Below are 21,297 nucleotides of genomic sequence, written 5' to 3'. Positions count from 1 at the left end.
GGATACGATGACCATCAACGACACTGCCACGGAGGCGCAACAGGCGCCTCAGACCGTCACCTTCTCCGATCTCGGTCTTTCCGAGAAGGTCCTTTCCGCCGTCACGTCCGCCGGCTACACGACGCCGACGCCGATCCAGACAAAGGCGATCCCGATCGTCCTGGAACAGAAGGACGTGGTGGGCGTCGCCCAGACGGGAACCGGCAAGACCGCCTCCTTCGTGCTCCCGATGCTGACACGGCTCGAGAAGGGCCGTGCCCGGGCGCGCATGCCGCGGACCCTGATCCTCGAGCCGACGCGCGAACTCGCCGCGCAGGTCGAGGAGAACTTCAACAAGTACGGGATCAACCACAAGTTGACCGTGGCCCTGCTGATCGGCGGCGTCTCGCTTGACGAGCAGGTCAAGAAGCTCGACCGCGGCGTCGACGTGCTGATCGCCACGCCCGGGCGCCTGCTCGACCTCTTCGAGCGCGGCCGGATCCTGATGAACGGCGTCGAGATCCTCGTCATCGACGAGGCCGACCGGATGCTCGACATGGGCTTCATCCCGGACATCGAGCGGATCTGCAAGATGCTGCCGGCGACGCGGCAGACCATGATGTTCTCGGCCACCATGCCGCCGGAGATCCAGCGGCTGGCCGATACGTTCCTGCGCAATCCGGTCAGGATCGAGACGGCCCGGCCGGCCACCACCGCCACCACGGTCGCGCAGCGTCTCGTCGCCGCGGGGCGCGAGGCGCACGAGAAGCGCGACGTGCTGCGCGGGCTGGTGCGCGACGCGCAGGACCTGAAGAACGCGATCGTGTTCTGCAACCGCAAGCGCGACGTGCAGATCGTCTACCGGAGCCTCGAGAAGCACGGCTTCAACGTCGGCGCGCTCCATGGCGACATGGACCAGCGCGCCCGCATGGCGACGCTGGACGGGTTCCGCGCTGGCCGCATCACGCTCCTGGTGGCGAGCGACGTCGCCGCGCGCGGCCTCGACATCCCCGATGTGAGCCACGTTTTCAACTACGACGTGCCGGTCCACGCGGAGGACTATGTCCACCGCATCGGACGCACCGGGCGTGCCGGGCGCTTCGGCATGGCGATCACGCTCGTCACCGACCTCGACAAGAAGCACGTCTCGGCCATCGAGCGCCTGACCAACCAGACGCTGGAGTGGTCCGGCGAGCCGGCATCCGAGGGCAGTTCCGAACCACGCCGGCGCAGCGCGGACGGCCGCCGCGGCGGTCGCGACCGCGAAGCCGGACGGACCCGCGGCGCGGACTCCCGCAAGGGCGCCGGCGAAGGCCGCGCCAACCGCGAACGGGGTACGGAGACCCGGGCGCCGCGCGAGCGTCGCCCCGAGCGCACCGAGCCGGCGGGAGAACGCGACCAGCAGCCGGTCCAGGCCGGCGCGCCGCGCGCGGAGCCCCGCCAACCCCGGACCGAGCCCCGTTCGCCCCGGCAGGAGCCTCGTTATTCCCGTCCGGACCGGCGCGAGTCCGAGGAGTCCTCGGCGGTCGGGCTCGGAGATCACGTGCCCGCGTTCCTGCTTCGCCCCACGAGGCCGGTGCGATCCGCGGGCTGAAATTATATCGAATGGTTATACGGTGTTACGTCTATCATCGAATGCCGGTTTGCTTTATGCTCGCCGAACCGGAAGCGTGAAAACCGCAAGCGCTTTCGCTCCCTTAACCCGGATTTAAGCCATCCCCGCTACCGTCGGGTCAGACCGGAGACGGCCTGCACCAAGGGCGCTGCTGCCTTCAAATCCGGCGCGAGGGTGGACATGAGCGAGCAAGACGACTTTCGGCGCACAATCGTTTACGGGGAGGCCGCGCTCGGCCACCTGAAGAAGAACGAGGTGCCCGCCTATCCTCGTCACTACGAGCTTTGGTACACGTACGCCGCCGGCTTCAATCATTCCCTGAACAAGGCCATCAACGAGATCATCCGGTCCCGCGGCCGGCTGACCACCGCCGAGGTGGGCACGGTCTACGACCAGTTCGTCAGCCCCAGCCGGCTCGGCGAGCGGATCGAGGAGGTGGGCGGCAAGCTCTCCGGCGAGATCGGCAGCGTGATGTCGATGCTCGATTCCTCCATCCAGACCACGAGCGGCTATCGCTCGTCCCTGGACGACGCCACCCGCGAACTCGCCGGCGACGTCGACCAGGCCAAGGTGAAGCACGTCGTCGAAAGCCTGATGTCGGTCACCAAGAAGACCGAGCACGCCAACCGCCAGCTCGAGCGGCAGCTCGCCGACAGCCGCCGCCAGATCGCCGAGCTCCAGGAGAGCCTGGAGGCGATCCGCTACGAGAGCCTGACGGACGAGCTGACCACGCTCGCCAACCGCAAGCACTTCGAACATTCGATCGAGCGGGCCTGCATGGAGGCCAAACAGGCCGACCAGCCCTTCGCGCTGCTCCTGACCGACATCGACCATTTCAAGAAGTTCAACGACAGCTACGGCCACCAGACCGGCGACCAGGTGCTGCGCCTCGTGGCACTGGCGGTGAAGCAGAACGTCAAGGGCCAGGACATCGCGTGCCGCTACGGCGGCGAGGAGTTCGCCGTCATCCTGCCGCGCACCAACCTGCGCCAGGGCGTGGTGGTCGCCGAGCACATCCGCCAGTCCGTGATGTCCAAGGAACTGGTCAAGCGCTCGACGGGCGAGAACCTCGGCCGGATCACCATCTCGGTCGGCGTGGCCGTCTGGCGGCCCGGCGATACCAGCCAGGAGATGGTCGAGCGGGCCGACTCGTGCCTCTACGCGGCGAAGCGCGCGGGCCGGAACCTGGTGCGCTGCGAATCAGATCCGGACGTCAAGCTCGACCTGCACGTCGCCTGAGCCGTCCCGCCGGTCGTGTCGCAGCCGGGCCCGCGCCCGGCTTTGTCATGTCCAGCGGCCGAATCACAGCGGCGGTCCCGCCAAGCGGCCGCCTCGACGCGGGGAGCCGGCGCGGCCCTTCGAGGCCTTCGCCTCGGCCTTTCGGGCGGTGGCGTCGACAGCCAGACGCATCCACTCCGCGAACTCGTCCGGATCGTCCAGGCTCCGCTCCGGAGCGCGGCGGTAGGTGTCGATCGTCTGCCGGCCTTTCTTCGTGGCGTAGGAGAAGGGCTCCAGTCCCTCGGCCTCGAACCGGCCGACGCTCGCCTCGTCGATCTTCAGGAAGAGCACGTCGCCGCTGACGATGCCGCACATGCCGGCCTCGCAGAAGACGCCCCAGCCGCCGAACATGCGGCGGAAGCGCAGGCCGCCGACCGTCTCGGCCAGTTCGCGCACATGATCGATCAACCCCGATGACACCGGCACCTCCGGGCTTCGTCGTGTTCGCGCCAGATTAGCACGGCAGAACCCTTGCCCGCGCCGCCGGGATGTGGTCTCGAACGGTCCCAGACTATGACCGATCCCTGACAGTCCGAACGGCCGCCCCGGCGGACGGAGAGCCCATGCCGCACGACACGCCGCTCATCTCGACCATCGCGATCGGTCTCGGGCTCGCCTTCGCGCTCGGGCTCGCGGTGCAGAGGCTGAAGCTGCCGCCGATCGTCGGCTACCTCGCGGCCGGCGTGGTGGTCGGGCCGTTCACGCCCGGCTACGTGGCGGACCAGAAACTCGCGGTCGAGCTGGCGGAGATCGGCGTCATCCTGCTGATGTTCGGGGTCGGGCTGCATTTCTCGCTGAAGGATCTCCTCTCCGTCCGGGCCATCGCGATTCCGGGCGCGATCGGGCAGATCGCGGTGGCGAGCCTGCTCGGGATGGGGCTCGCGTTTTGGCTCGGCTGGAGCTGGGGCGCGGGGCTGCTGTTCGGCCTGTCGCTGTCGGTCGCCAGCACGGTGGTGCTGCTTCGTGCGCTGCAGGAGCGGCGGCAAATCGAGACGGAACGCGGCCGCGTGGCGGTCGGCTGGCTCATCGTCGAGGACCTGGTCATGGTCCTGACGCTCGTCCTGATCCCGCCCCTCTCCGGGCTCCTCGGCGGCGCGTCGCCGGAGGCGGCGGCCGGCGCCGACGCCGGGCTCGTCGCGGCTTTCGGGGTCGGGACGGTGTGGGCCACCCTGCTGCTCACCGCCGTGAAGGTCGGCCTCTTCGTCGCCCTGATGCTGGTGGTCGGCCGCAAGGTGATCCCCTGGATCCTGCACTATGTCGCGCATACCGGCTCGCGCGAGCTCTTCCGCCTCGCCGTCCTCGCCATCGCGCTCGGGGTCGCCTACGGCTCGGCCAACCTGTTCGGCGTCTCATTCGCACTCGGCGCCTTCTTCGCAGGCATGGTGCTGGCGGAATCCCAGCTCAGCCACCAGGCCGCCCGGGAGACGCTGCCGCTGCGCGACGCCTTCGCGGTGCTGTTCTTCGTCTCGGTGGGCATGCTGTTCAATCCGGCGATCCTGACCACGCACCCGGCCGCGCTGGCGGCGACGGTCCTCATCATCGTGCTCGGCAAGTCGCTGGCCGCCTGGCTGATCGTGCGCGCCTTCGGGCACCCGCACGCGACGGCGCTGACGATCGCGGCGAGCCTCGCGCAGATCGGCGAATTCTCCTTCATCCTCATCGTGCTCGCGGTCAACCTGGAGATCGTGCCCGAGGCGGCGCGGGACCTGGTGGTGGCGGGCTCCATCCTGTCCATCCTGATCAACCCCCTCCTCTTCTTCGCGCTCGACCGGCTGACGGCCCCGGATGCGGCGGGCGGCCGGCCGAAGGCGCCGGCCGAAGCGCCGGCCGCCACCGCTCCCGCCGTGGAAGCGGAACCGGCGACCGCGCTGAGCGGCCACGCCGTCCTGGTCGGCTACGGCCGGGTCGGGTCGGAGATCGCCGCGGAGCTGGCGGCCGCGGGCGTGCCGTTCCTGGTGGTCGACGAGGAGCCGCTCCGGCTCGAACCCCTGAAGGCGCGGGGCATCGAGGCCTATGCGGGCGCCTGCGGGGAGACGGCGCTGCTCGAGCGGCTCAACCTGGCGGGTGCGCGCACCCTCGTGTCGGCGATCCCGGACGCCTTCGAGGCGGGACATCTGGTGGAAGCCGCCAAGGCCGCCAACCCGGCCGTGACGGTGATCGCGCGGGCGCACAGCACCGAGGCAGCCGACTATCTGGCCAAGCTCGGCAGCGACACGGTGCTCATCGGCGAACAGGAACTGGCGCGCAGCATGATCCGCGCCCTGAAGGCGGGACCGGCCGGCCTGTGAGGCCGCGCCGGACGGCGCTCACCCGAGGCGGGCGAGCGCCTCTTCCACCTTGGCGCGGCGGGCGAGGTACTCCTCGCGCTTCTCGCGGTTCTCCTCGACCACCTCCTCGGGCGCGCGGGCCACGAAGGAGGGGTTGTTCAGCTTGGCGTCGATGCGGGAGACCTCGTCGGCGAGCTTCTTCAGCTCCTTGTCGAGCCGCGTGCGCTCGGCCGCGAAGTCGATGACGCCTTCCAGCGGCAGGCAGGCCGTCGTGGCGCCGAGGACGATCTGGGCGGAGGCGGCCGGCGGCTCGTCCGCGAAGCCGATGGAGGCGATGCGGGCCATGCGCTCGATCACCGCCCGGTGGGTCGCCACGCGGGCCCGCTCCACGGGACCGGCGCCGACCAGCACGAGGGGGATCTGGCTCGCCACGGGCACGTTCATCTCGACGCGGACGGAGCGGATCTCGGTGACGAGGTCGACGAGCCAGTTGATCTCGTCGGCGGCTTCGGAGCGGGTCACGCCGGCTTTCGGCCAGCGCGTGGTGACGAGCATAGAGGGACGCTTCAGCCCCGCCTCCTTCGCCTTCTCGGCCCAGAGCTCCTCGGTGATGAAGGGCATGAAGGGGTGGAGCAGCTTCAGGATCTCGTCGAGGACATAGGCGGTCGTGGCACGGGTCTCGGCCTTCGAGCGGCTGTCGCCCTCGGCCTGCAGGACCGGCTTGGCGAATTCCAGGTACCAGTCGCAGTAGGTGTTCCAGACGAAGCGGTAGGCGGCGCCGGCGGCGTCGTTGAAGCGGTAGGCCTCCAGGGCGGCCGTGACCTCGGCGACGGCGCGATTGAGCTCGACCGCGATCCAGCGGTTGATCGTGTCCTCGGCGGCAAGCGGCTCGAAGTCGGAGGCGATCACGCAGCCGTTAATCTCGGCGAAGCGGGCGGCGTTCCAGAGCTTGGTGGCGAAGTTGCGGTAGCCGGCGACGCGGGAGGTGGCGAGCTTGATGTCGCGGCCCTGGGCCGCCATGGCGGCGAGGGTGAAGCGCAGGGCGTCGGCGCCGTACTCGTCGACGAGGTCGAGCGGGTCGATGACGTTGCCCTTCGACTTCGACATCTTGGCGCCCTTCTCGTCACGGACGAGGGCGTGGATGTAGACGTCCCGGAACGGCTCGGTGCCCATGAACTCCAGGCCCATCATCATCATCCGGGCGACCCAGAAGAAGATGATGTCGAATCCGGTGACGAGGACCGAGGTCGGGTAGTAGCGGGCGAGCTCGGGCGTCCGGTCCGGCCACCCCATGGTCGAGAAGGGCCAGAGGGCGGAGGAGAACCAGGTGTCGAGGACGTCCTCGTCGCGCTTCAGAGGCGTCGGCGCGCCGTAGTGCTTCTCGGCGGCGGCGAGCGCGTCGGCTTCCGACAGCTCGACGAAGACCGTGCCGTCCGGCCCGTACCAGGCGGGGATCTGGTGGCCCCACCAGAGCTGGCGGGAGATGCACCAGGGCTGAATGTTCTCCATCCACTGGAAGTAGGTGTTCTCCCAGGTCTTCGGCACGAAGACGGTGCGGCCCTCGCGGACGGACGCGATGGCGGGCCTCGCGAGCGTCGCGGCATCGACGTACCACTGGTCGGTCAGGTAGGGCTCGATCGGCACGCCGCCGCGGTCGCCGTGCGGGACCATGTGGGTGTGCGGCTCGATCTTCTCGAGCAGGCCGCGGGTCTCCATCAGCTCGACGATGCGCTTCCGGGCCGCGAAGCGGTCCTGGCCCTCGACGCGCGCGATGGTCTCCATCAGCTCGGCGTTGACGGGCAGGTCCTGCAGGAAGTCGACGTTGTTGGCGACGTCGATGGCACCCTCGACGGTCATCACGTTGACCAGGCGCAGGCCGTGGCGGCGGCCGACCTCGAAGTCGTTGAAGTCGTGGGCGGGGGTGATCTTGACGGCGCCGGAGCCCTTCTCGGGGTCGGAATACTCGTCGGCGACGATCGGGATGCGGCGGCCGACGAGGGGCAGGATCACGTACCGGCCGACGAGGTCGCGATAGCGCTCGTCCTCCGGGTGGACCGCGACGGCGGTGTCGCCGAGCATGGTCTCGGGGCGCGTGGTCGCCACGACGATGTAGGTCGACCGGTCCTCGGGATCGAAGACGCGGCCCTCGACCGGGTAGCGGAAATGCCAGAGGTTGCCCTTGACCTCGACCTGCTGGACCTCGAGGTCCGAGATGGCGGTGAGCAGCTTCGGGTCCCAGTTGACGAGCCGCTTGTCGCGGTAGATCAGCCCCTTGCGATGAAGGTCGACGAAGACCTTGAGGACCGCGCGGCTAAGGCCCTCGTCCATGGTGAAGCGTTCGCGCGACCAGTCGCAGGAGGCGCCCAGGCGCTTCAGCTGGTTGACGATCGCGCCGCCGGACTCCGCCTTCCAGGACCAGACCTTCTCGAGAAACCTCTCGCGGCCGATCTCGCGGCGGCCGGGCTCCTGGCGTTCCAACATCTGGCGCTCGACCACCATCTGGGTGGCGATGCCGGCGTGGTCGGTGCCGGGCTGCCAGAGGACGTCGCGGCCGCGCATGCGCTCGAAGCGGCAGAGGATGTCCTGGAGCGTGTTGTTGAGCGCATGGCCCATGTGGAGCGAGCCGGTGACGTTCGGCGGCGGGATGACGATCGAGTAGGTCGACGCGCCCGGCTCGGCGCCGGCCCCCGCCCTGAAGGCGCCGGCCTCGTCCCAGGCGGCGGCGATCCGCGGCTCCACGGCGGCGGCGTCGAAGGTCTTCTCCAGCATGAACGTCTACTCGCGATGCGCCGCGGCACGCGCGGCTTCCGGGCGTGGTTTCGAGGCGTCCGATAAGGCAGACGGGGGCGCGAGTGTCAACCGGCGGCGGCGGCCCGACGGCGGGCTCAGCGTCCGCGCGTCACGCGCTCGATCTCGGCGCGAATCATCCGCTCCACCATGCCGGGCAGGTTCTGGTCGAGCCAGTCGCGCAGCATGGGGCGGAGCATGTCCTGGACGACGTCCTCGAGGGTGCGGGGATTGCGGCCGATGAGCATGTGGGTGAGGTTCTCGAAAGCGGCGCTGACGGCCTGACCGGTCTGGTCCGACAGGATCCGGCCGACCGGGGCCTCCGGCTCGGGACGGCGCGGCGGGGGCGGCGGCGGGACCTCGGCGCGGACGGGGGCCGGCTTCGGCGGCGGCGGCGGGGGCGCCGGGGCGGGCTCGGGCTCGGCGAAGGCGAGGTCCTCGTCCTCCAGCGCCATCGCGGCGGCGGGCTCCTCGATGCTCTCCTCGGTGAGATCGAGGACGTCGGCCTCGTCCTCCTCGGGCTCCGGCTCAGGTTCGTCGGCGCTGGCGAAGAGCTTGTCGAGATCCTCCTCGGAGATGCGCTCCCCGTCGTCGTCGGGGGCCGGATCGGGGGCGGGGGTGGGCTTCTCCTCGTCGGCGATGATGCGGCGGATGGAGGCGAGGATCTCCTCCATCGAGGGTTCCTGCGCTTGCGTCTTCGCCATACCCGTCTCCCTCGACCGCAGGTCCGCAAGCCCGGCCGATTCGGCATCCGGTGGCCGAATCGGCGGGTCGTCGCACCATACAGGCGCCGTCACGGGTCCGAAACGGAGCGGACCCGGGCGGCGGGCGCTTTTTTCCCAATGGTGTGAACGGTTTCCGGCCCGATCGCCAAGCGGCCGGGCTTCCCGCACGCGGGCGAGAGGGCCCGAGCCGGCGGCCGCCCGGACCCGGCGACGGCTGCGGCCCTTCAGCGCCCGTCAGGCGTGCGCAGGCCGAACCACTTGTCGCGGACGGCGTCGTAGTGCTGGACCGGATCGTACTTGACGACCTTGAGGCTCAGGTTCTCGGCGTCCAGCTTGCCGATCGCGGCGGTCAGCGCGAAGGCGGCGACCACGCGATTGCGCTCGGCGAGAACCTGGTTGACCTGGGCGTCGATGAGTTCGGCCTGGGCGTTCAGGACGTCCAGGGTGGTGCGCTGGCCGACCCGCTGCTCCTCGATGACGCCGTTGAGGGCGAGGCGCGCCGCTTCGACCTGGGCGCGGGCGGCGATGATCGAGGCGCCGGCGGCCTCATACTGGCCGAAGGCGGCGATCGCGGTGCGGCGGACGAAGTCGCGCGTCGAGTCGAGCTGGATCCGCGCCGTGCCGAGGTCTTCCTTGGCCTTCCGGACGCGGGCGTATTCGGCGCCGCCCTGGTAGATGGGCACCGTGACGTTGATGCCGATCTGGGCGTTGTTGGTGTTCGAGCGCGTGCGTCCGGGCTGGAGGCTGCCCGTCGCATTGGATTCACTCAGCGTGCGCGACACGGCGCCCTGCAGGTTGACCTGGGGCAGGAGGTCGCCCTCGATCACCTTCATGTTGAAGGAGGCGACGTCGATGTTGTGCACGCCCGCCAGGATCGCGGGGTGACGGACCTGGGCGATGTCGACCGCCTGCGGGCCGTTCTTGGGGAGAAGCCTCTCGAACGGCACGGATCCGGTCAGCCGGCCGGGCTCGACGCCGATCACCTGGCGGAAGCGGGCGCGGCTCGAGTTGGCCTGGGCGCGGGCGCTGTTCAGCTGCGAGACGGCGAGCTGCTGGCGGGCCTCCGCCTGCGCGACGTCCGTGCGCGTGCCCTCGCCGACGGCGAAGCGGTCGCGCGCCGCGCGGACCTGCTCGGTGAGGAACTTGACGTTGGTCTCCTGCAGGCCGACCAGGGCCGTGTCGCGGATCACGTCCATGAAGGCCGTGCCGGCATCGAAGAGAATCTGCTGCTCGGTGTTCCGCGTGAACTCCCGCTGGGCCAGCACGGCGGCCTCGTTCTGCTTCACGGAGTTCGTCGTCTGGAAGCCCGAGAAGATCGGCTGGACCAGGCTCAGCTGGATGTTCCGCTGGAGGCCGCTCGTGTCGGCGCTGACGTCGAGCGGGGGCGTCGTCTTGCCCGGCGCGTTCGTGAACCGGTTGGTGCGGCTGGACGTCCAGACCGAGGAGGCGTTCAGGTTGATCTGGGGACGGTAGCCGGACAGGGCAATGTTGACGTTCTCGTCCGCCGAGCGCGTGCGCGAGCGCTGCTCGTTCAGGTCCGGGTTGTTGGAATAGGCGAGGGAAAGCGCGTCCAGAAGCGTCTGCGCCATGGCCGAACCGGACGTCCCGGCCATGAGGAGGGCCAACACGCCGGACTGGAGGTACCGCTTAACCTTCAAGTGCCCAACTCCCGTCCGTTCGACAGAGTCCGAACGCATCGATTCCAAGGCGCCCCGATTTGTAGCATCATCGGGGACGCCATGCCGCCTCAAGGGCCGGGGGGCAAAGACAAATCTGATGCAGTGCGGCCCTCACGCAACAGTGGGCGACAGGTCCGGCCGAGACGTTTCGGCCCGGCACGCGCCGGCGGATCGACCGCGTTCCGTAAGGGCATGTAGATCCTGATTTTTGTCGCCCGGCTCAGAACTCGAAGGCCGGAACCTTCTCGAATCCGGGCAGCGGGCGGGCCGCGCAATTGAAGGCCATGCGAGGCGAAATCTCGTCGCCGGTCCGGATCCAGATCCGCGCCTTGCCGGCGAGACCGCGCCCTTCCACGGCGACCAGGCGCCCGCCCTCGGCGAGTTGGCGGCCGAGCGATTCGGGCAGCACCTCGACGGAGCCGTCGAGCAGGATCACGTCGAAGGGCGCCGCGGCGGGCACGCCCTCGGCGAGCGGGCCGGTCACGACCTCGACGTCCGCCGCGCCGGCCACCGCCAGCGCCTTGCGGGCCTCGGCGGCGAGATCGGGATCGGACTCGAGCGCGATCACCTTGGCGTCCAGGCGGGCCAGGAGCGCGGCGGCGTAGCCGGTGCCGGCGCCGACCACGAGCACCTTCTCGCCCGGGCGGACGGCGGCGAGCTGGATGAGCCGGGCGAGCGGGGCCGGCTGCATGAGGTAGCGCGGCGGCGGGCCGGCCTTCACCTGCAGGTGCTCGTCGATGTAGGCGAGCGGGGCGAGAGCGCGCGGCACGAAGAGCTCCCGCGGGAGCGCGTCGAAGGCGTCGAGGATGCGGAGATCCGTCACGTCGTTGGTGCGCAGCTGGTTGTCGACCATGGTCCTGCGCGCCTTGGCGAAATTCGTCATGAGGTCCCCCGGCTCGGCGGATCGTCCCGGCCGCTTCAGGCGCGGCGCGGGCCCGGCGCGGGGATCATTAGCCCCCGGTCCGGGCGCGGACAAGTAGGAAATCGGGCGGAGACGGGAGGCACGCCGCCGGGGGCGGCCGCCCGGGCACACCGGTCAAATCGCCGCGAACTTGTGCAGGTCCTCGGACAGCCGGCGCGCGAGCTGCTGGGCCGCCGGGCTCAGGTCGCGGTGGGGGGAGACCAGCAGCCCGAGCCGCAAGGTGTTGATGGCCGCCGAGGCGAGCGGGCGCCAGGCGAGGTCGCCCTGCTCGATCTCGTGCAGGAAGCCGAGCCGGGTGAAGAAGGCGAGCCCCATGTTGAGCATGATGGCGAGCTTCAGCATCTGGATGGAGTTCGACTGGATCGTCGGCCTGAGCTGGTTCTTGAAGGTGCCGAAAGCCTCGTCCACGTCGGCGCCCCTCGGCAGCGGCCCGGACTGGGTCAGGATCGGATAGCGGGCGACCTCGTCGAACTCGATGACCATGCGCGAGGCGAGCGGATGGTCGGCCCGCATCACGACGCCGATCGGTGCGGAGATCTCGGCCATGAAGTGGAGCGAGCCGGGGACCTTGCCGACGAAGGTGAAGCCAAGGTCGATCTCGCCGGAGGCGACGAGGCTCGCCACCTCGGGCGGCTGCACGGCCATGACGGTGTAGGTCACGGCCGGGAAGTCGGCGCGGAAGCGGTGGATGGCGCGGGGCAGGAAGTCGACCAGAAGGCTGTCCACCGCGGCCACCGCGACGTGGCCGGTGCGGGCGGCCTTCAGATCGTCGATGGCGACGCGCAGGCGGTCGAAGTCGTGCAGCGTGTCGGTCACGTGGCGGAGCAGCAGGTCGCCCGCCACGGTGAGGCGCATGCCGCCCGGCACCCTGTCGAACAGCGCGGTGCCCAAGTCTGCCTCGAGGTTGAGGATCTGCCGGTTGAGCGCGCTCGCCGCGACGTTGAGGGCGCTCGCCGCCTTGCGGATCGAGCCGACGCGGGCCACTTCGCGGAAGTAGTAGAGCGCGGCGGCGTGCAGCATGGCGTCCTGGGCGGGTCACCGGAAGGGAACGCCGAGCTTATCGCGCCTCTCAGCGTCCCTTCCAGTCCGGCTTGCGCTTCTCCCGGAAGGCGCGGACCCCCTCCTCCGCATCCTCGGAGCGGAGCGCCTCGACGAGCGCCGGCAGGCGCTGGCCCTGCGCCTCCGCGGCGGTGAGATGGGCGGTGCGCCGGACGGTCTGCTTGATGGCCCGGATCGACAGGGGCGCGCAGGCGAGCACGTCGGCGACCCAGCGGTGGGTGGCCGCGTCGAGGTCGGCGCGCGGCACGACCTCGTTGACGATGCCGAGCGCCAGGGCCTCGGGCGCCTTCACGCGCCGTCCGGTCAGCATGATGCCCATCGCGGCTCGGAACGGGATCTGGCGCTGGAGGAGCGTCATGCCGCCGTCAAGCGGCATGCGGCCGACGCGGGCTTCGGGCAGGCTGAAGGTCGCCTCTTCGGCGGCCACCACGATGTCGCAGCCGAGCACCATCTCGAAGCCGCCGCCGGCCGCGTGGCCGTTGACCCGGGCGATCACGGGCACGTCCAGGGTCTGGCGGAGCGCGATGCCGCCGAAGCCGTTCGGCCGGGCCGCCGCCCAGTAGTCGAGGCCGGACGAGCCGCCGCTGTTCTTCATGTCGGCGCCGGTGGAAAACGCGCGGTCGCCAGCGCCGGTGAGCACGACGACGCGCACCGACCGGTCGGTCTCGATGGCCGACCAGATCCGATCCAGCTCCTGCTCGGTGGCCGCATCGACGGCGTTCAGGACCTCGGGGCGGTCGATCGTCACCCGGGCGACATGGTCGAGGATCTCGAAGCGGACCGGCATCACTCGGCCGCCCGTGCCGCGCCGAGACCGATCTCATCGAGGATCTCGCGGGTGTGCTGCCCCAGATGGGCGGGCGGGAGGCGGATCGTGACGGGCGCGGCCTCCATGTGGACGGGAGAGCCGACGACCCGGATCCGCTCGACCGCGCCGTCCGCCTCCATGACCATGCCGTTGATCGCGGTCTGCTCGTCGGCGAGCGCCTCGGCGAGCGTCCGGACGGGCGCGCAGAGAAGGTCCTGGGCCTCAAGGCGGCCGAGCCAGTGGGCCGTCGTGTTGGTCGCGAAACGGGCGCGGAAGATCGCGTGCAGGGCCGCCTTATTGGCGACCTGCTCGGGATGGGCGGTGAAGCGCGGGTCCTGGGACAGGTCGTCGATTTCCAGTGCGGCGGAGATGTCGCGCAAGGGGTTGGCCTTGAAGGCGCCGACGAGGACCACCGCCCCGTCGGTCGTCTCGAAGACGCCGGAGAGCGGCATGGCGCCCCAGTTCACCTCGCGGCCCCGCATCAGGTGGGCGGCCGCCTCCTGGGTCTGCGCGGCGAGCATGGAATCGAGGAGCGAGACGCTGATGCGCTGTCCCCTGCCCGTCTTCTCGCGCTGCAGGAGGGCGAGGAGCACGCCCTGGACGAGGTGCATGCCGGCCGAATAGTCGGCGAAGGTGGTCGGGTAGATGGAGAGCGGCAGGTGCGCGTCCGAGCGCCGGTGCATGACGCCCGACATGGCCTGCGCCAGCACGTCCTGGCCGCCCTTGTGGGCATAGGGGCCGACCAGGCCGAAGCCGGTGCCGACCGCGTAGATCAGGCGCGGGTTCAGCTTCGCCAGCTCCTCGTAACCGAAGCCGAGCCGCTCCATGACGCCCGCGCGGAAGTTGTTGACCACCACGTCGGCGGTCCCGATCAGCCGCAGCACGGCCTCGCGGCCCTCCGGCGAGCGGGTGTCGAGCACGATCGAGCGCTTGTTGCGGTTGAGCGAGCAGTAGACGGGACCGAGCAGGCCCGCAGGGTCGTTCGGGAAGGCGGTGCGGGACAGGTCGCCGGTGCCGGGCTTCTCGATCTTGATGACGTCGGCACCGTAATCGGCAAGCATCTGAGTCGCCACCGGCCCCATCATGACCTGGGTGAAATCGACGACGCGGATGCCGGAGAGCGGCAGGTCGGCGGGAGCGCTCACGCGGCAGTCTCCATGATGCGGGCGTTGTCGGAGGGGATGTCGCCGGGGTCGCCGCCCTGGGCGCGGACGCGGGCGCAGATCGCCTTCGGGTCGACCCTGCGCGGCGCGATCCCGGCGGAGACGGCGAGCGCGGCGGCGACGCCGGCGGACTGGCCCATGGACATGCAGGGCGGGATCTCGCGCGACAGCTTCTGGGCGGATTCGGTCGCCGAATAGTGGCGGCCGGCGACCAGCAGGCCGTCGACGTCCTTGGGCAGCATGGCGCGGTAGGGCGTGTAGTAGTCGCGGCCGCGGGCGACCGTGTCGTGGAAGTGGACGCGGTGGTTCACGTCGTCCTTGGTGACCACGTATTCGCCCTCCAGCAGGCGCGTCTGACGGACGCCGAGCTGCGGGGCGACGTCGACCACGTAGCACCTTTCGAAGCCGGGCATGTTGGCGCGGACGAAGTCGACGAGCGCGTAGATGCGCCGGCGGCCCTCGAAGTCGGCCCGGGTCTGGTCCTCGACCTTCATGGCGTCGAGGCCGGTCATGTGCGGGCAGTTGCACCAGACGATGCCGGGCAGCGGGGTCTTCAGCCACCAGCGGTCCCAGGAGCCGCCGATGGTGCGCTTCGCCTGCTTGTCGACCTTGGCGAAGGCGTCCGGATCCTCGTAGCGGAAGCGCTCGGCGGCCTCCGTGTCGACGCCGCCGAGGCGGAACACCGTCGTCACCATATAGGCGCCGTCGGTGAACTTCGCCCCCGCCGCGGCGGCCACGTCGAGGTCGCCGGAGGTGTCGATCACCACATCGCCAAGGATCGCCTGGCGGCCAGCCTTGGTCTCGCAGATCACGCCCGCGATCCGGCCGTCGCGGACGATCGCTTTGGAGAACCACGAGTGCAGGCGCACGTCGACGCCCGCCTCGACGATCATCTCGTTGGAGACCCGCTTCCAGCCGTCCGGGTCGAAGGCGGCGGCCATCACGATGGCGTTCGGCTTCGAGTCTGTGCGGAAGTCGAAGAGGCCCCAGGGCGCCCAGGTGCGGTAGACGTCCCAGCCCTGGCGGCGGTCCTCCACGGGGGGATAGACGGCGGCGCCGATGCGGGCCATCCGCTCGATCATCTCCATGCAGAGGCCCGTGACGGTGACCTCCTGGCCGTTGTTCATGTCGTCGAGCACGAGGACCATGCCGCCGGAAGCGAGGCCGCCGAGATAGGGGTAGCGCTCGATCAGGACGACCGAGCAGCCCTCGCGCCGCGCCGCGACCGCCGCCGCGAAGCCGGCCGGGCCGCCGCCGACGACGACCACGTCGGCGCGCGCCACGACCGGGACGGAGCCCGGGGATTCGGGGATGAGGTCGAGAGGCGGCATGGGTCTCTCCCGTGTCGGTTGGGGCGTTCGGATCGGCCGGTCAGGTCGCGACGGGCGGCTGCCAGCGCACCACGAGGCGCTCGGCGAGCGAGATGGCGAGGAAGAACAGGACCGAGAAGGCCGAGCCGACGATCACGGTCGCGTACAGCATGGCGCTGTCGAAATTGTAGGTGGACTGGATGATCAGGGCGCCGATGCCGGTCGTGGAACCGATCCACTCGCCGACGATCGCGCCGATGACCGCTGTCGAGGCGGCGATCTTCAGGGCCGAGAAGAGATAGGGGACGGCGTTCAGGAGCCTCAGCTTGAAGAAGATCTCCGACTTCGAGGCGGAGAGCACCTTCATCAGCTCGAGCGACTGCGGGTTCACGGATTCGAGCCCGCGCACCATGTTGACGAGGGTCGGGAAGAAGCAGATCAGCGCCGCGATGGCGATCTTCGGCTCCATGCCGTTGCCGAGCAGCAGGACGAGGATCGGGGCCTTGGCGACGACCGGGATGGTGTTGATGAGCACCACAACGGGGAAGAAGGCCTGTTCCATGGACTTCTTGTGGACGAACACGGTGGCGATCACGATGGCGGCCAGGTTGCCGAGCAGGAAGCCGGAGACGGCCTCGATCGCGGTCGGCAGCAGGTTCGTCATCAGGACGTCGAAGCGGGAGACGAGCGTCACCCCGACGAGCTGCGGCGAGGGGGCGACGAAGGGCGGGACCTTCAGGACGTAGACCAGGAGCGCCCAGGTGGCGATCATGGCGGCGATGCCGGCGGCCGGCAGGATGCGGCGCTTCAGGCGCGCCCGCTTGAGATCGGCCAGGAAGGCCTCCTCGGCGAGGCGGATCGTCTCGGCGCGGGCCAGGAAGGCGGCGTTGTCCGGGGCGGAGTTCAATGGGCGCTCCCGAGATGGGCGCGCAGGCGCGCCGCGATGGCCACGAACTCCGCGGTGTCGCGGATCGAGAGATCCCGGTCGCGGGGCAGCCCGATGGTCTCGAGGGCGGCGACGCGGCCGGGGTTGGCGGAGAGCACCAGCACCTGCTCGGCGAGGAAGACCGCCTCGTAGACCGAATGGGTGACGAACAGGATCGTCGTGCCCGTCTCGGCCCAGATGCGGCGCAGCTCGCCGTTCAGGCGGTCGCGGGTGATCTCGTCGAGCGCCCCGAAGGGCTCGTCCATGAGGAGGAGCCGCGGGCCGCCGAGAAGCGCCCGGGCGATCGACACGCGCTGGCGCATGCCGCCGGAGAGCTCGTGCGGGAAGCTGTTCTCCCAGCCGGCGAGGCCGACGAGGGCGAGGAGTTCGCGCGGGGTGGCGGCTCCGGGGGCGAGGGCGCGCCGGCCGCCGACCTCGAGCGGCAGCTCGACGTTCTGCAGCGCGGTCCGCCAGGGCAGGAGCGCCGCGTCCTGGAAGACGAAGCCGAGGGCGCGCGCCTTGCGGGCCTCCTCGGGGCTGGTGCCGAGGACCGCGACGCGGCCCTCGGAGGGGGCGACCAGGTCGGCCACCACCCGGAGGAGCGTGGACTTTCCGCAGCCGGACGGGCCGAGCAGGCTCGTGAAGCCGCCCGGCTCGACCGAGAAGGACACGGATTCCAGCGCGGTCACGGTGCGCCGTTCGCTGATGAAGCGGACCGACAGGTCTCGGCAGTCAACGGCGGGGGAAGCCATGGGGCCGGCCGCCTCAGCCGACCTTCGGACGGGAATCGGCGGTCGCCTTGAGGATTTCCATCGTCATGACCTCCTCGAGCTTCGGCACGCGCTTGGAGAACTGGCCGAGCTCGGCGTAGAGCGCGATCTGGTCCTGCCAGACGGCCGGGTCCATGGTGCCCCAGCCCTCGGTCTTGGTTTTCTCCGAGAAGGCGTACTGGAGCATGATGGCGGCCGCGTCGAGTTCGTCCGCCTTGACGAGGTTCGGGAACTCCTTGACCAGGAAGTCGACCGCCTTCTCGGGGTTCTCCCGGGCGTAGGCCCAGCCCTTGCCGGTGGCGGTGAGGAACTTGCCGAGCACCGGTCCCTGCTTGGCGATGGTGTCTGCGGTGGCGTAGTAGGGCAGCGCGTAGAGCCGCACGCCAGTGTCCCAGAGACGCATCTCGACCCGCTGGTCGCCGAGCACCTTGAGGGCGGTGGTGTTGGTGAGCCAGCCGGTGACGACGTCGACCTGGCCGGTCATCAAGGGCGCCATGTCGGCGCCGATCGTCACGATGGTCACGTCCTTCTCGGGAATCTTGTTCTTGGCGAGGAGGGCGCGGAGCAGGATGACGCCGGTCGCCTGGATGCCGACCTTCTTGCCGACCAGGTCCTTCGGCTCCCGCACGGGGTTCTTCTTCAGGGAGAAGAAGGTGTAGGGGTGGACCTGGGCGCCGGTGGCGAAGCACTTGATGGGGATGTCCTGCGAGGCCGCGAGCATGAGCGACGGGCTCGACGAGACCTGGCCGACCTCGAAGCGGCCGGCGGCGACGACCGCAACGCCGTCGATGTTCGGGCCGCCGGGCTGGAACTTGAGGTCGAGCCCCTCGGCGTCGTAGTAGCCGAGCGCCTTGGCGCAGACTTCGCCGAGCTGGTTGCCGGACAGGAGCCAGCCGAGCTGCAGGTTCAGCACCGGCTTGCCCTGGGCCGTGGCCCCGATGGTGAGGAGCGGGCCGAGCCCCGCGGCGCCGGCCGCGACCGCACCCGCGCCCTTGATCAGGTGACGACGATCGATGAGTGCCACGACGCTACCCCCCCGTGCTTTGGAAACGGCCGCCACCGGGGCCGCCGGGGGCAGTGAAGCACCAGTCGGGCGTGCGCCATACAATCAAGTTTCGAGAGATCCGTTCGAAATTATCGCACGCGATGAAAAGTCAGCCAGCTGTCGATTCTTTGCTCCGCCCGACCCTGCCACGTGCGGTTGACGATGGGTCCGGCGGGCGGGGATGCTGGGGCGAGACGGGGGAACGCGCGATGACGCTCGACGAACTGATGAACCTGGCCAGGGCCGCCGCGGGCGGCAGCCCGAATCGCGTCCGGCAGGTCGGGGCGGCCGTCCTGTTGTGCGACGGCGGCGGCCCGATCGCGGCCTGCAACACGTTTCCCCGCGGGGTCGCCGACCTCGACTGGCGGCACGAGGGCGACGGGCGGTTCGTCTGGATGGAGCACGCCGAGCGCAACGCGATCTTCGCGGCCGCGCGGCAGGGGCGCGCCCTCGCCGGCGCCACGATCGCCAGCACGTTCTTCCCCTGCATCGACTGCGCCCGGGCAATCGTCCAGTCCGGCATCACCCGGCTCGTCTCCCCCGCCCCCGCCCTCGATGACCCGGTCTGGGGCGCGGCCTTCCCGCGCTCCCGGGCGATCCTGGAGGAGGGGGGCGTCGAGCTGGTGCTGGAGGGGTGAGGTGATCGCGCAGTCGGAGCTGGCGTAAATTTCAATTATAAATCAGAGATTTGGAGGCCTCGCCCGGAATCGAACCGGGATACACGGATTTGCAGTCCGCTGCGTAACCACTCCGCCACGAGGCCGTCCGGGTCGGGTTGATAGACGACCGCAAGACCTTAGGCAAGCACGGCATCGGACGGGGGCGTAGTTTCCGCCCGACGCCGGCCAAGTCACGGCGGCCCTGCGAGAGGCCCGTCAGCCCTTGATGGCGCGCGGGTCGTTGCCGAAGCTGTCGCTGTCCTGGATCCGGCCGTCGCGGCCGTGCTCGACAAGTTCGACCTTCTCGGCCTTGGCGAGCTCGCGGCCGGCCGCCAGCGCCGCGGCCTTGTTCGGGTAGGCGGCGACCGGGGCGACCTCCCCTCCCCGCCTGACCACCCAGCCCTCGTCGGCCGGAACGACGTGAATTGCGTATTTCGCCATGGTGACCCTCCAGCTTCGGCTCCGGACAAATGCCGAGGCCCGCCTGTGGGTTCCGGTGTTGCCGACGGTCGCACCAAGTGTGACGCGTCCCGATGGGCCTCTCAACGTTTTGGGGAAACTTAACCTGCAGCTGTCACATTTGAATATCATAATGGGGTTTCTCGGGAGGAACCATGACGGCTCTGTCCATCAAGGCGCGTCTGGTCGCGGCGTTTTCGGCCTTCGTTCTGTGCCTGCTGGCGATCGGCGCGGTGAATCTTGCCGGCGTTCGCGCGGTCGGGCACCGAGTGGCGGACCTTCAGGGCAGCTTCTTGCCCGGGCTCGGATGGGCGAACGACCTGCAGAGTGCGGCGGGGGACGCCCGGAGCGCCGTGTTCCGGCACATCATCGCGACCGACATGGACGACATGAAAGCCGCGGAGGCGGCGTTCGGCACCGCGATCACGCGGCTCGACAAGGCCCGGGCCCTGGCGCCGACCTACGCGGGCGGCGACGAGACCGGCGCGGCCTTCCGGCGCTTCGAGACGGGCTGGTCGACCTATTCGGGCACGGTTCCCCAGATCCTGCAATACTCGAACGCCTTCGCCAAGGAGGCGGCCGGCGCGCTCTACAACCAGACCGCCGCGCCCGCCATGCTGGCGGCCCTCAAGGCGCTCGACGACATCGCTGCGCTGAAGACGCGGGGGGCCCAGGAGGCGAGCCTGACCCTCCTCGCCAGCTCGGAGAACGCCTCGTTCACGATCGCGGTCATGATCGGCTGCGCCACCCTGCTGGCGCTCGCGGGCGGCGTGCTCTTCATCCGCAGCATCGGGGCCGGCATGCGCTCGGTCATCGACCCGATGCGCCGGCTCGCGGAAGGCGACATCGACGTCTCCGTCCCCGACATGGCGCCCCGGACGGAGATCGGCACCATCGCGGCGACCCTCAAGACCTTCCGCGCGGCCCTGCGGGCCAAGGCGGAGGCCGAGCAGGCGGCCGCCGCGGAGGCAGACGCGAAGGTCCGGCGGGCGCAGCGGCTGGACGGCCTGGCACGCCGCTTCGAAGCCCGCATGGCCGACCTGACGGCCGCGCTCGGGACGGCGGCGGCCGGCATGGAGCACTCCGCGCAGTCCATGAGCCACACGGCGGATGCGACGAACCGGCAGGCCATGGAAGTGGGCAGCGCGGCCGAACAGACCTCCGCGAACGTGGCGGCGGTGGCCGACGCCTCGGAGGAACTGTCGCGGTCGATCGACGCCATCGCGGCGAAGGTCGGGGAATCCGCCGCCATGGCGCGGCGCGCGGTCGAGGACGCCCGGCGGACGGACGGCAGCGTGCAGCAGCTGTCGCAGAGCGCGGAGCGGATCGGCAACGTCATCGCGCTCATCAACGACATTGCTGGCCAGACCAATCTCCTCGCCCTCAACGCCACCATCGAGGCCGCCCGGGCCGGCGAGGCGGGGCGCGGCTTCGCGGTGGTCGCCGCCGAAGTGAAGGCGCTGGCCGGCCAGACCACGAAGGCCACGGAGGAGATCGCCGCGCAGGTGGGCGATATCCAGACGGCGACCGGCGAGGCCGTCATCGCGATCCGGTCGATCGGCGAGGTGATCGGAGAGCTGAACCGGATCGCGGGCGAGATCGCCGCCGACATCGACGAGCAGGGCCGTTCGGCGAAGGAGATCGGCCGCAACGTCCACCAGGCCTCCGCGGTCACCCGGACGGTGAGCGGCAATATCGGGGACGTCCGGCAGCATGCGGACGCCACCGGCAGGGCGGCCTCCGCGGTCCTGGACGCGGCCCGGGACCTCGCATCCCGGTCGGCCGAGGTCAGCCGGGAGGTCGACGGGTTCCTGAGCGAGGTGAAGGCGGCCTGACCGCCACGGCGG

At 70.1% G+C, this 21,297-nt stretch carries 18 protein-coding genes and 1 tRNA gene; 5 read left to right on the top strand and 14 right to left on the bottom strand.

The genetic code is table 11. The annotated features are described in order from the left end of the window. Nucleotides 1–7: 7 nt before the first annotated feature. Together WBG79_RS10375 and WBG79_RS10370 are read left to right on the top strand one after the other, a co-directional pair. Nucleotides 8–1,573 (top strand): DEAD/DEAH box helicase, encoded by a 1,566-nt coding sequence (locus WBG79_RS10375; protein ID WP_337357031.1) that lies wholly within the window; start codon nucleotides 8–10, stop codon nucleotides 1,571–1,573. 201 nt (nucleotides 1,574–1,774) lie between these two features. Continuing rightward, on the top strand, nucleotides 1,775–2,833 hold the full coding sequence (locus tag WBG79_RS10370; protein WP_337357030.1) for a diguanylate cyclase: 1,059 nt from the start codon (nucleotides 1,775–1,777) through the stop codon (nucleotides 2,831–2,833). A gap of 63 nt (nucleotides 2,834–2,896) precedes the next feature. On the opposite strand, the gene WBG79_RS10365 is transcribed toward WBG79_RS10370, so the two are convergent. Beyond that, entirely contained in the window at nucleotides 2,897–3,292 is a 396-nt protein-coding gene (locus WBG79_RS10365; RefSeq protein ID WP_337357029.1) for a TfoX/Sxy family protein, read from the bottom strand. Nucleotides 3,293–3,435: 143 nt separating this feature from the next. Here WBG79_RS10365 and ybaL point away from each other — a divergent pair, with 143 nt between their 5' ends. Continuing rightward, nucleotides 3,436–5,160 carry a YbaL family putative K(+) efflux transporter gene (ybaL, locus tag WBG79_RS10360; protein ID WP_337357028.1) on the top strand — a complete coding sequence of 575 codons (1,725 nt, stop codon included), beginning with the start codon at nucleotides 3,436–3,438 and terminating at the stop codon, nucleotides 5,158–5,160. 18 nt (nucleotides 5,161–5,178) lie between these two features. Here the strand turns inward: ybaL and WBG79_RS10355 are convergent, their stop codons facing one another. The 11 genes from WBG79_RS10355 to WBG79_RS10305 form a co-directional block, all read right to left on the bottom strand. Further along, nucleotides 5,179–7,908 (bottom strand): valine--tRNA ligase, encoded by a 2,730-nt coding sequence (locus WBG79_RS10355; RefSeq protein ID WP_337357027.1) that lies wholly within the window; start codon nucleotides 7,906–7,908, stop codon nucleotides 5,179–5,181. A gap of 116 nt (nucleotides 7,909–8,024) precedes the next feature. Next, entirely contained in the window at nucleotides 8,025–8,630 is a 606-nt protein-coding gene (locus WBG79_RS10350; RefSeq protein ID WP_337357026.1) for a PopZ family protein, read from the bottom strand. A 245-nt stretch (nucleotides 8,631–8,875) separates the two neighbouring features. Then, nucleotides 8,876–10,309, bottom strand: a complete 1,434-nt coding sequence (locus WBG79_RS10345; RefSeq protein ID WP_337357025.1) for a TolC family outer membrane protein — start codon at nucleotides 10,307–10,309, stop codon at nucleotides 8,876–8,878. Nucleotides 10,310–10,550: 241 nt separating this feature from the next. Beyond that, entirely contained in the window at nucleotides 10,551–11,213 is a 663-nt protein-coding gene (locus WBG79_RS10340; protein WP_337357024.1) for a protein-L-isoaspartate O-methyltransferase family protein, read from the bottom strand. Nucleotides 11,214–11,366: 153 nt separating this feature from the next. Next, nucleotides 11,367–12,272 (bottom strand): LysR family transcriptional regulator, encoded by a 906-nt coding sequence (locus WBG79_RS10335; protein ID WP_337357023.1) that lies wholly within the window; start codon nucleotides 12,270–12,272, stop codon nucleotides 11,367–11,369. 49 nt (nucleotides 12,273–12,321) lie between these two features. Next, nucleotides 12,322–13,098 carry an enoyl-CoA hydratase-related protein gene (locus tag WBG79_RS10330; protein WP_337357022.1) on the bottom strand — a complete coding sequence of 259 codons (777 nt, stop codon included), beginning with the start codon at nucleotides 13,096–13,098 and terminating at the stop codon, nucleotides 12,322–12,324. Then, nucleotides 13,098–14,264 carry a CaiB/BaiF CoA transferase family protein gene (locus WBG79_RS10325; RefSeq protein ID WP_337357021.1) on the bottom strand — a complete coding sequence of 389 codons (1,167 nt, stop codon included), beginning with the start codon at nucleotides 14,262–14,264 and terminating at the stop codon, nucleotides 13,098–13,100. The genes WBG79_RS10330 and WBG79_RS10325 overlap by 1 nt, the downstream gene beginning before the upstream one ends. Then, nucleotides 14,261–15,613 (bottom strand): FAD-dependent oxidoreductase, encoded by a 1,353-nt coding sequence (locus WBG79_RS10320; protein ID WP_337357020.1) that lies wholly within the window; start codon nucleotides 15,611–15,613, stop codon nucleotides 14,261–14,263. Before WBG79_RS10320 ends, WBG79_RS10325 begins: the two co-directional genes overlap by 4 nt. 40 nt (nucleotides 15,614–15,653) lie before the next feature. Beyond that, nucleotides 15,654–16,499 (bottom strand): ABC transporter permease, encoded by an 846-nt coding sequence (locus tag WBG79_RS10315; RefSeq protein ID WP_337357019.1) that lies wholly within the window; start codon nucleotides 16,497–16,499, stop codon nucleotides 15,654–15,656. Next, nucleotides 16,496–17,269, bottom strand: coding sequence for an ABC transporter ATP-binding protein (locus WBG79_RS10310; protein WP_337357018.1), 774 nt, complete (start codon nucleotides 17,267–17,269; stop codon nucleotides 16,496–16,498). Before WBG79_RS10310 ends, WBG79_RS10315 begins: the two co-directional genes overlap by 4 nt. A 13-nt stretch (nucleotides 17,270–17,282) precedes the next feature. Next, nucleotides 17,283–18,311 (bottom strand): ABC transporter substrate-binding protein, encoded by a 1,029-nt coding sequence (locus WBG79_RS10305; protein WP_337357017.1) that lies wholly within the window; start codon nucleotides 18,309–18,311, stop codon nucleotides 17,283–17,285. A gap of 230 nt (nucleotides 18,312–18,541) precedes the next feature. Here WBG79_RS10305 and WBG79_RS10300 point away from each other — a divergent pair, with 230 nt between their 5' ends. After that, nucleotides 18,542–18,970 (top strand): deoxycytidylate deaminase, encoded by a 429-nt coding sequence (locus tag WBG79_RS10300; RefSeq protein ID WP_337357016.1) that lies wholly within the window; start codon nucleotides 18,542–18,544, stop codon nucleotides 18,968–18,970. A 51-nt stretch (nucleotides 18,971–19,021) separates the two neighbouring features. Here the strand turns inward: WBG79_RS10300 and WBG79_RS10295 are convergent. Together WBG79_RS10295 and WBG79_RS10290 are read right to left on the bottom strand one after the other, a co-directional pair. Continuing rightward, a tRNA-Cys gene (locus tag WBG79_RS10295) sits at nucleotides 19,022–19,095 on the bottom strand. Nucleotides 19,096–19,207: 112 nt separating this feature from the next. After that, a complete protein-coding gene (locus tag WBG79_RS10290; RefSeq protein ID WP_337357015.1) occupies nucleotides 19,208–19,432 on the bottom strand; it encodes a DUF2188 domain-containing protein in 225 nt (74 codons plus the stop codon). Nucleotides 19,433–19,605: 173 nt separating this feature from the next. Between WBG79_RS10290 and WBG79_RS10285 the strand changes: the two genes are divergently transcribed. Continuing rightward, nucleotides 19,606–21,285, top strand: coding sequence for a methyl-accepting chemotaxis protein (locus WBG79_RS10285; RefSeq protein ID WP_337357014.1), 1,680 nt, complete (start codon nucleotides 19,606–19,608; stop codon nucleotides 21,283–21,285). Nucleotides 21,286–21,297 lie beyond the last annotated feature (12 nt).

Source organism: Prosthecomicrobium sp. N25 (assembly GCF_037203705.1).
In the GTDB taxonomy this organism is placed as follows: Bacteria; Pseudomonadota; Alphaproteobacteria; order Rhizobiales; family Ancalomicrobiaceae; genus Prosthecodimorpha.
This window is presented reverse-complemented; position numbering and strand designations above follow the sequence as displayed.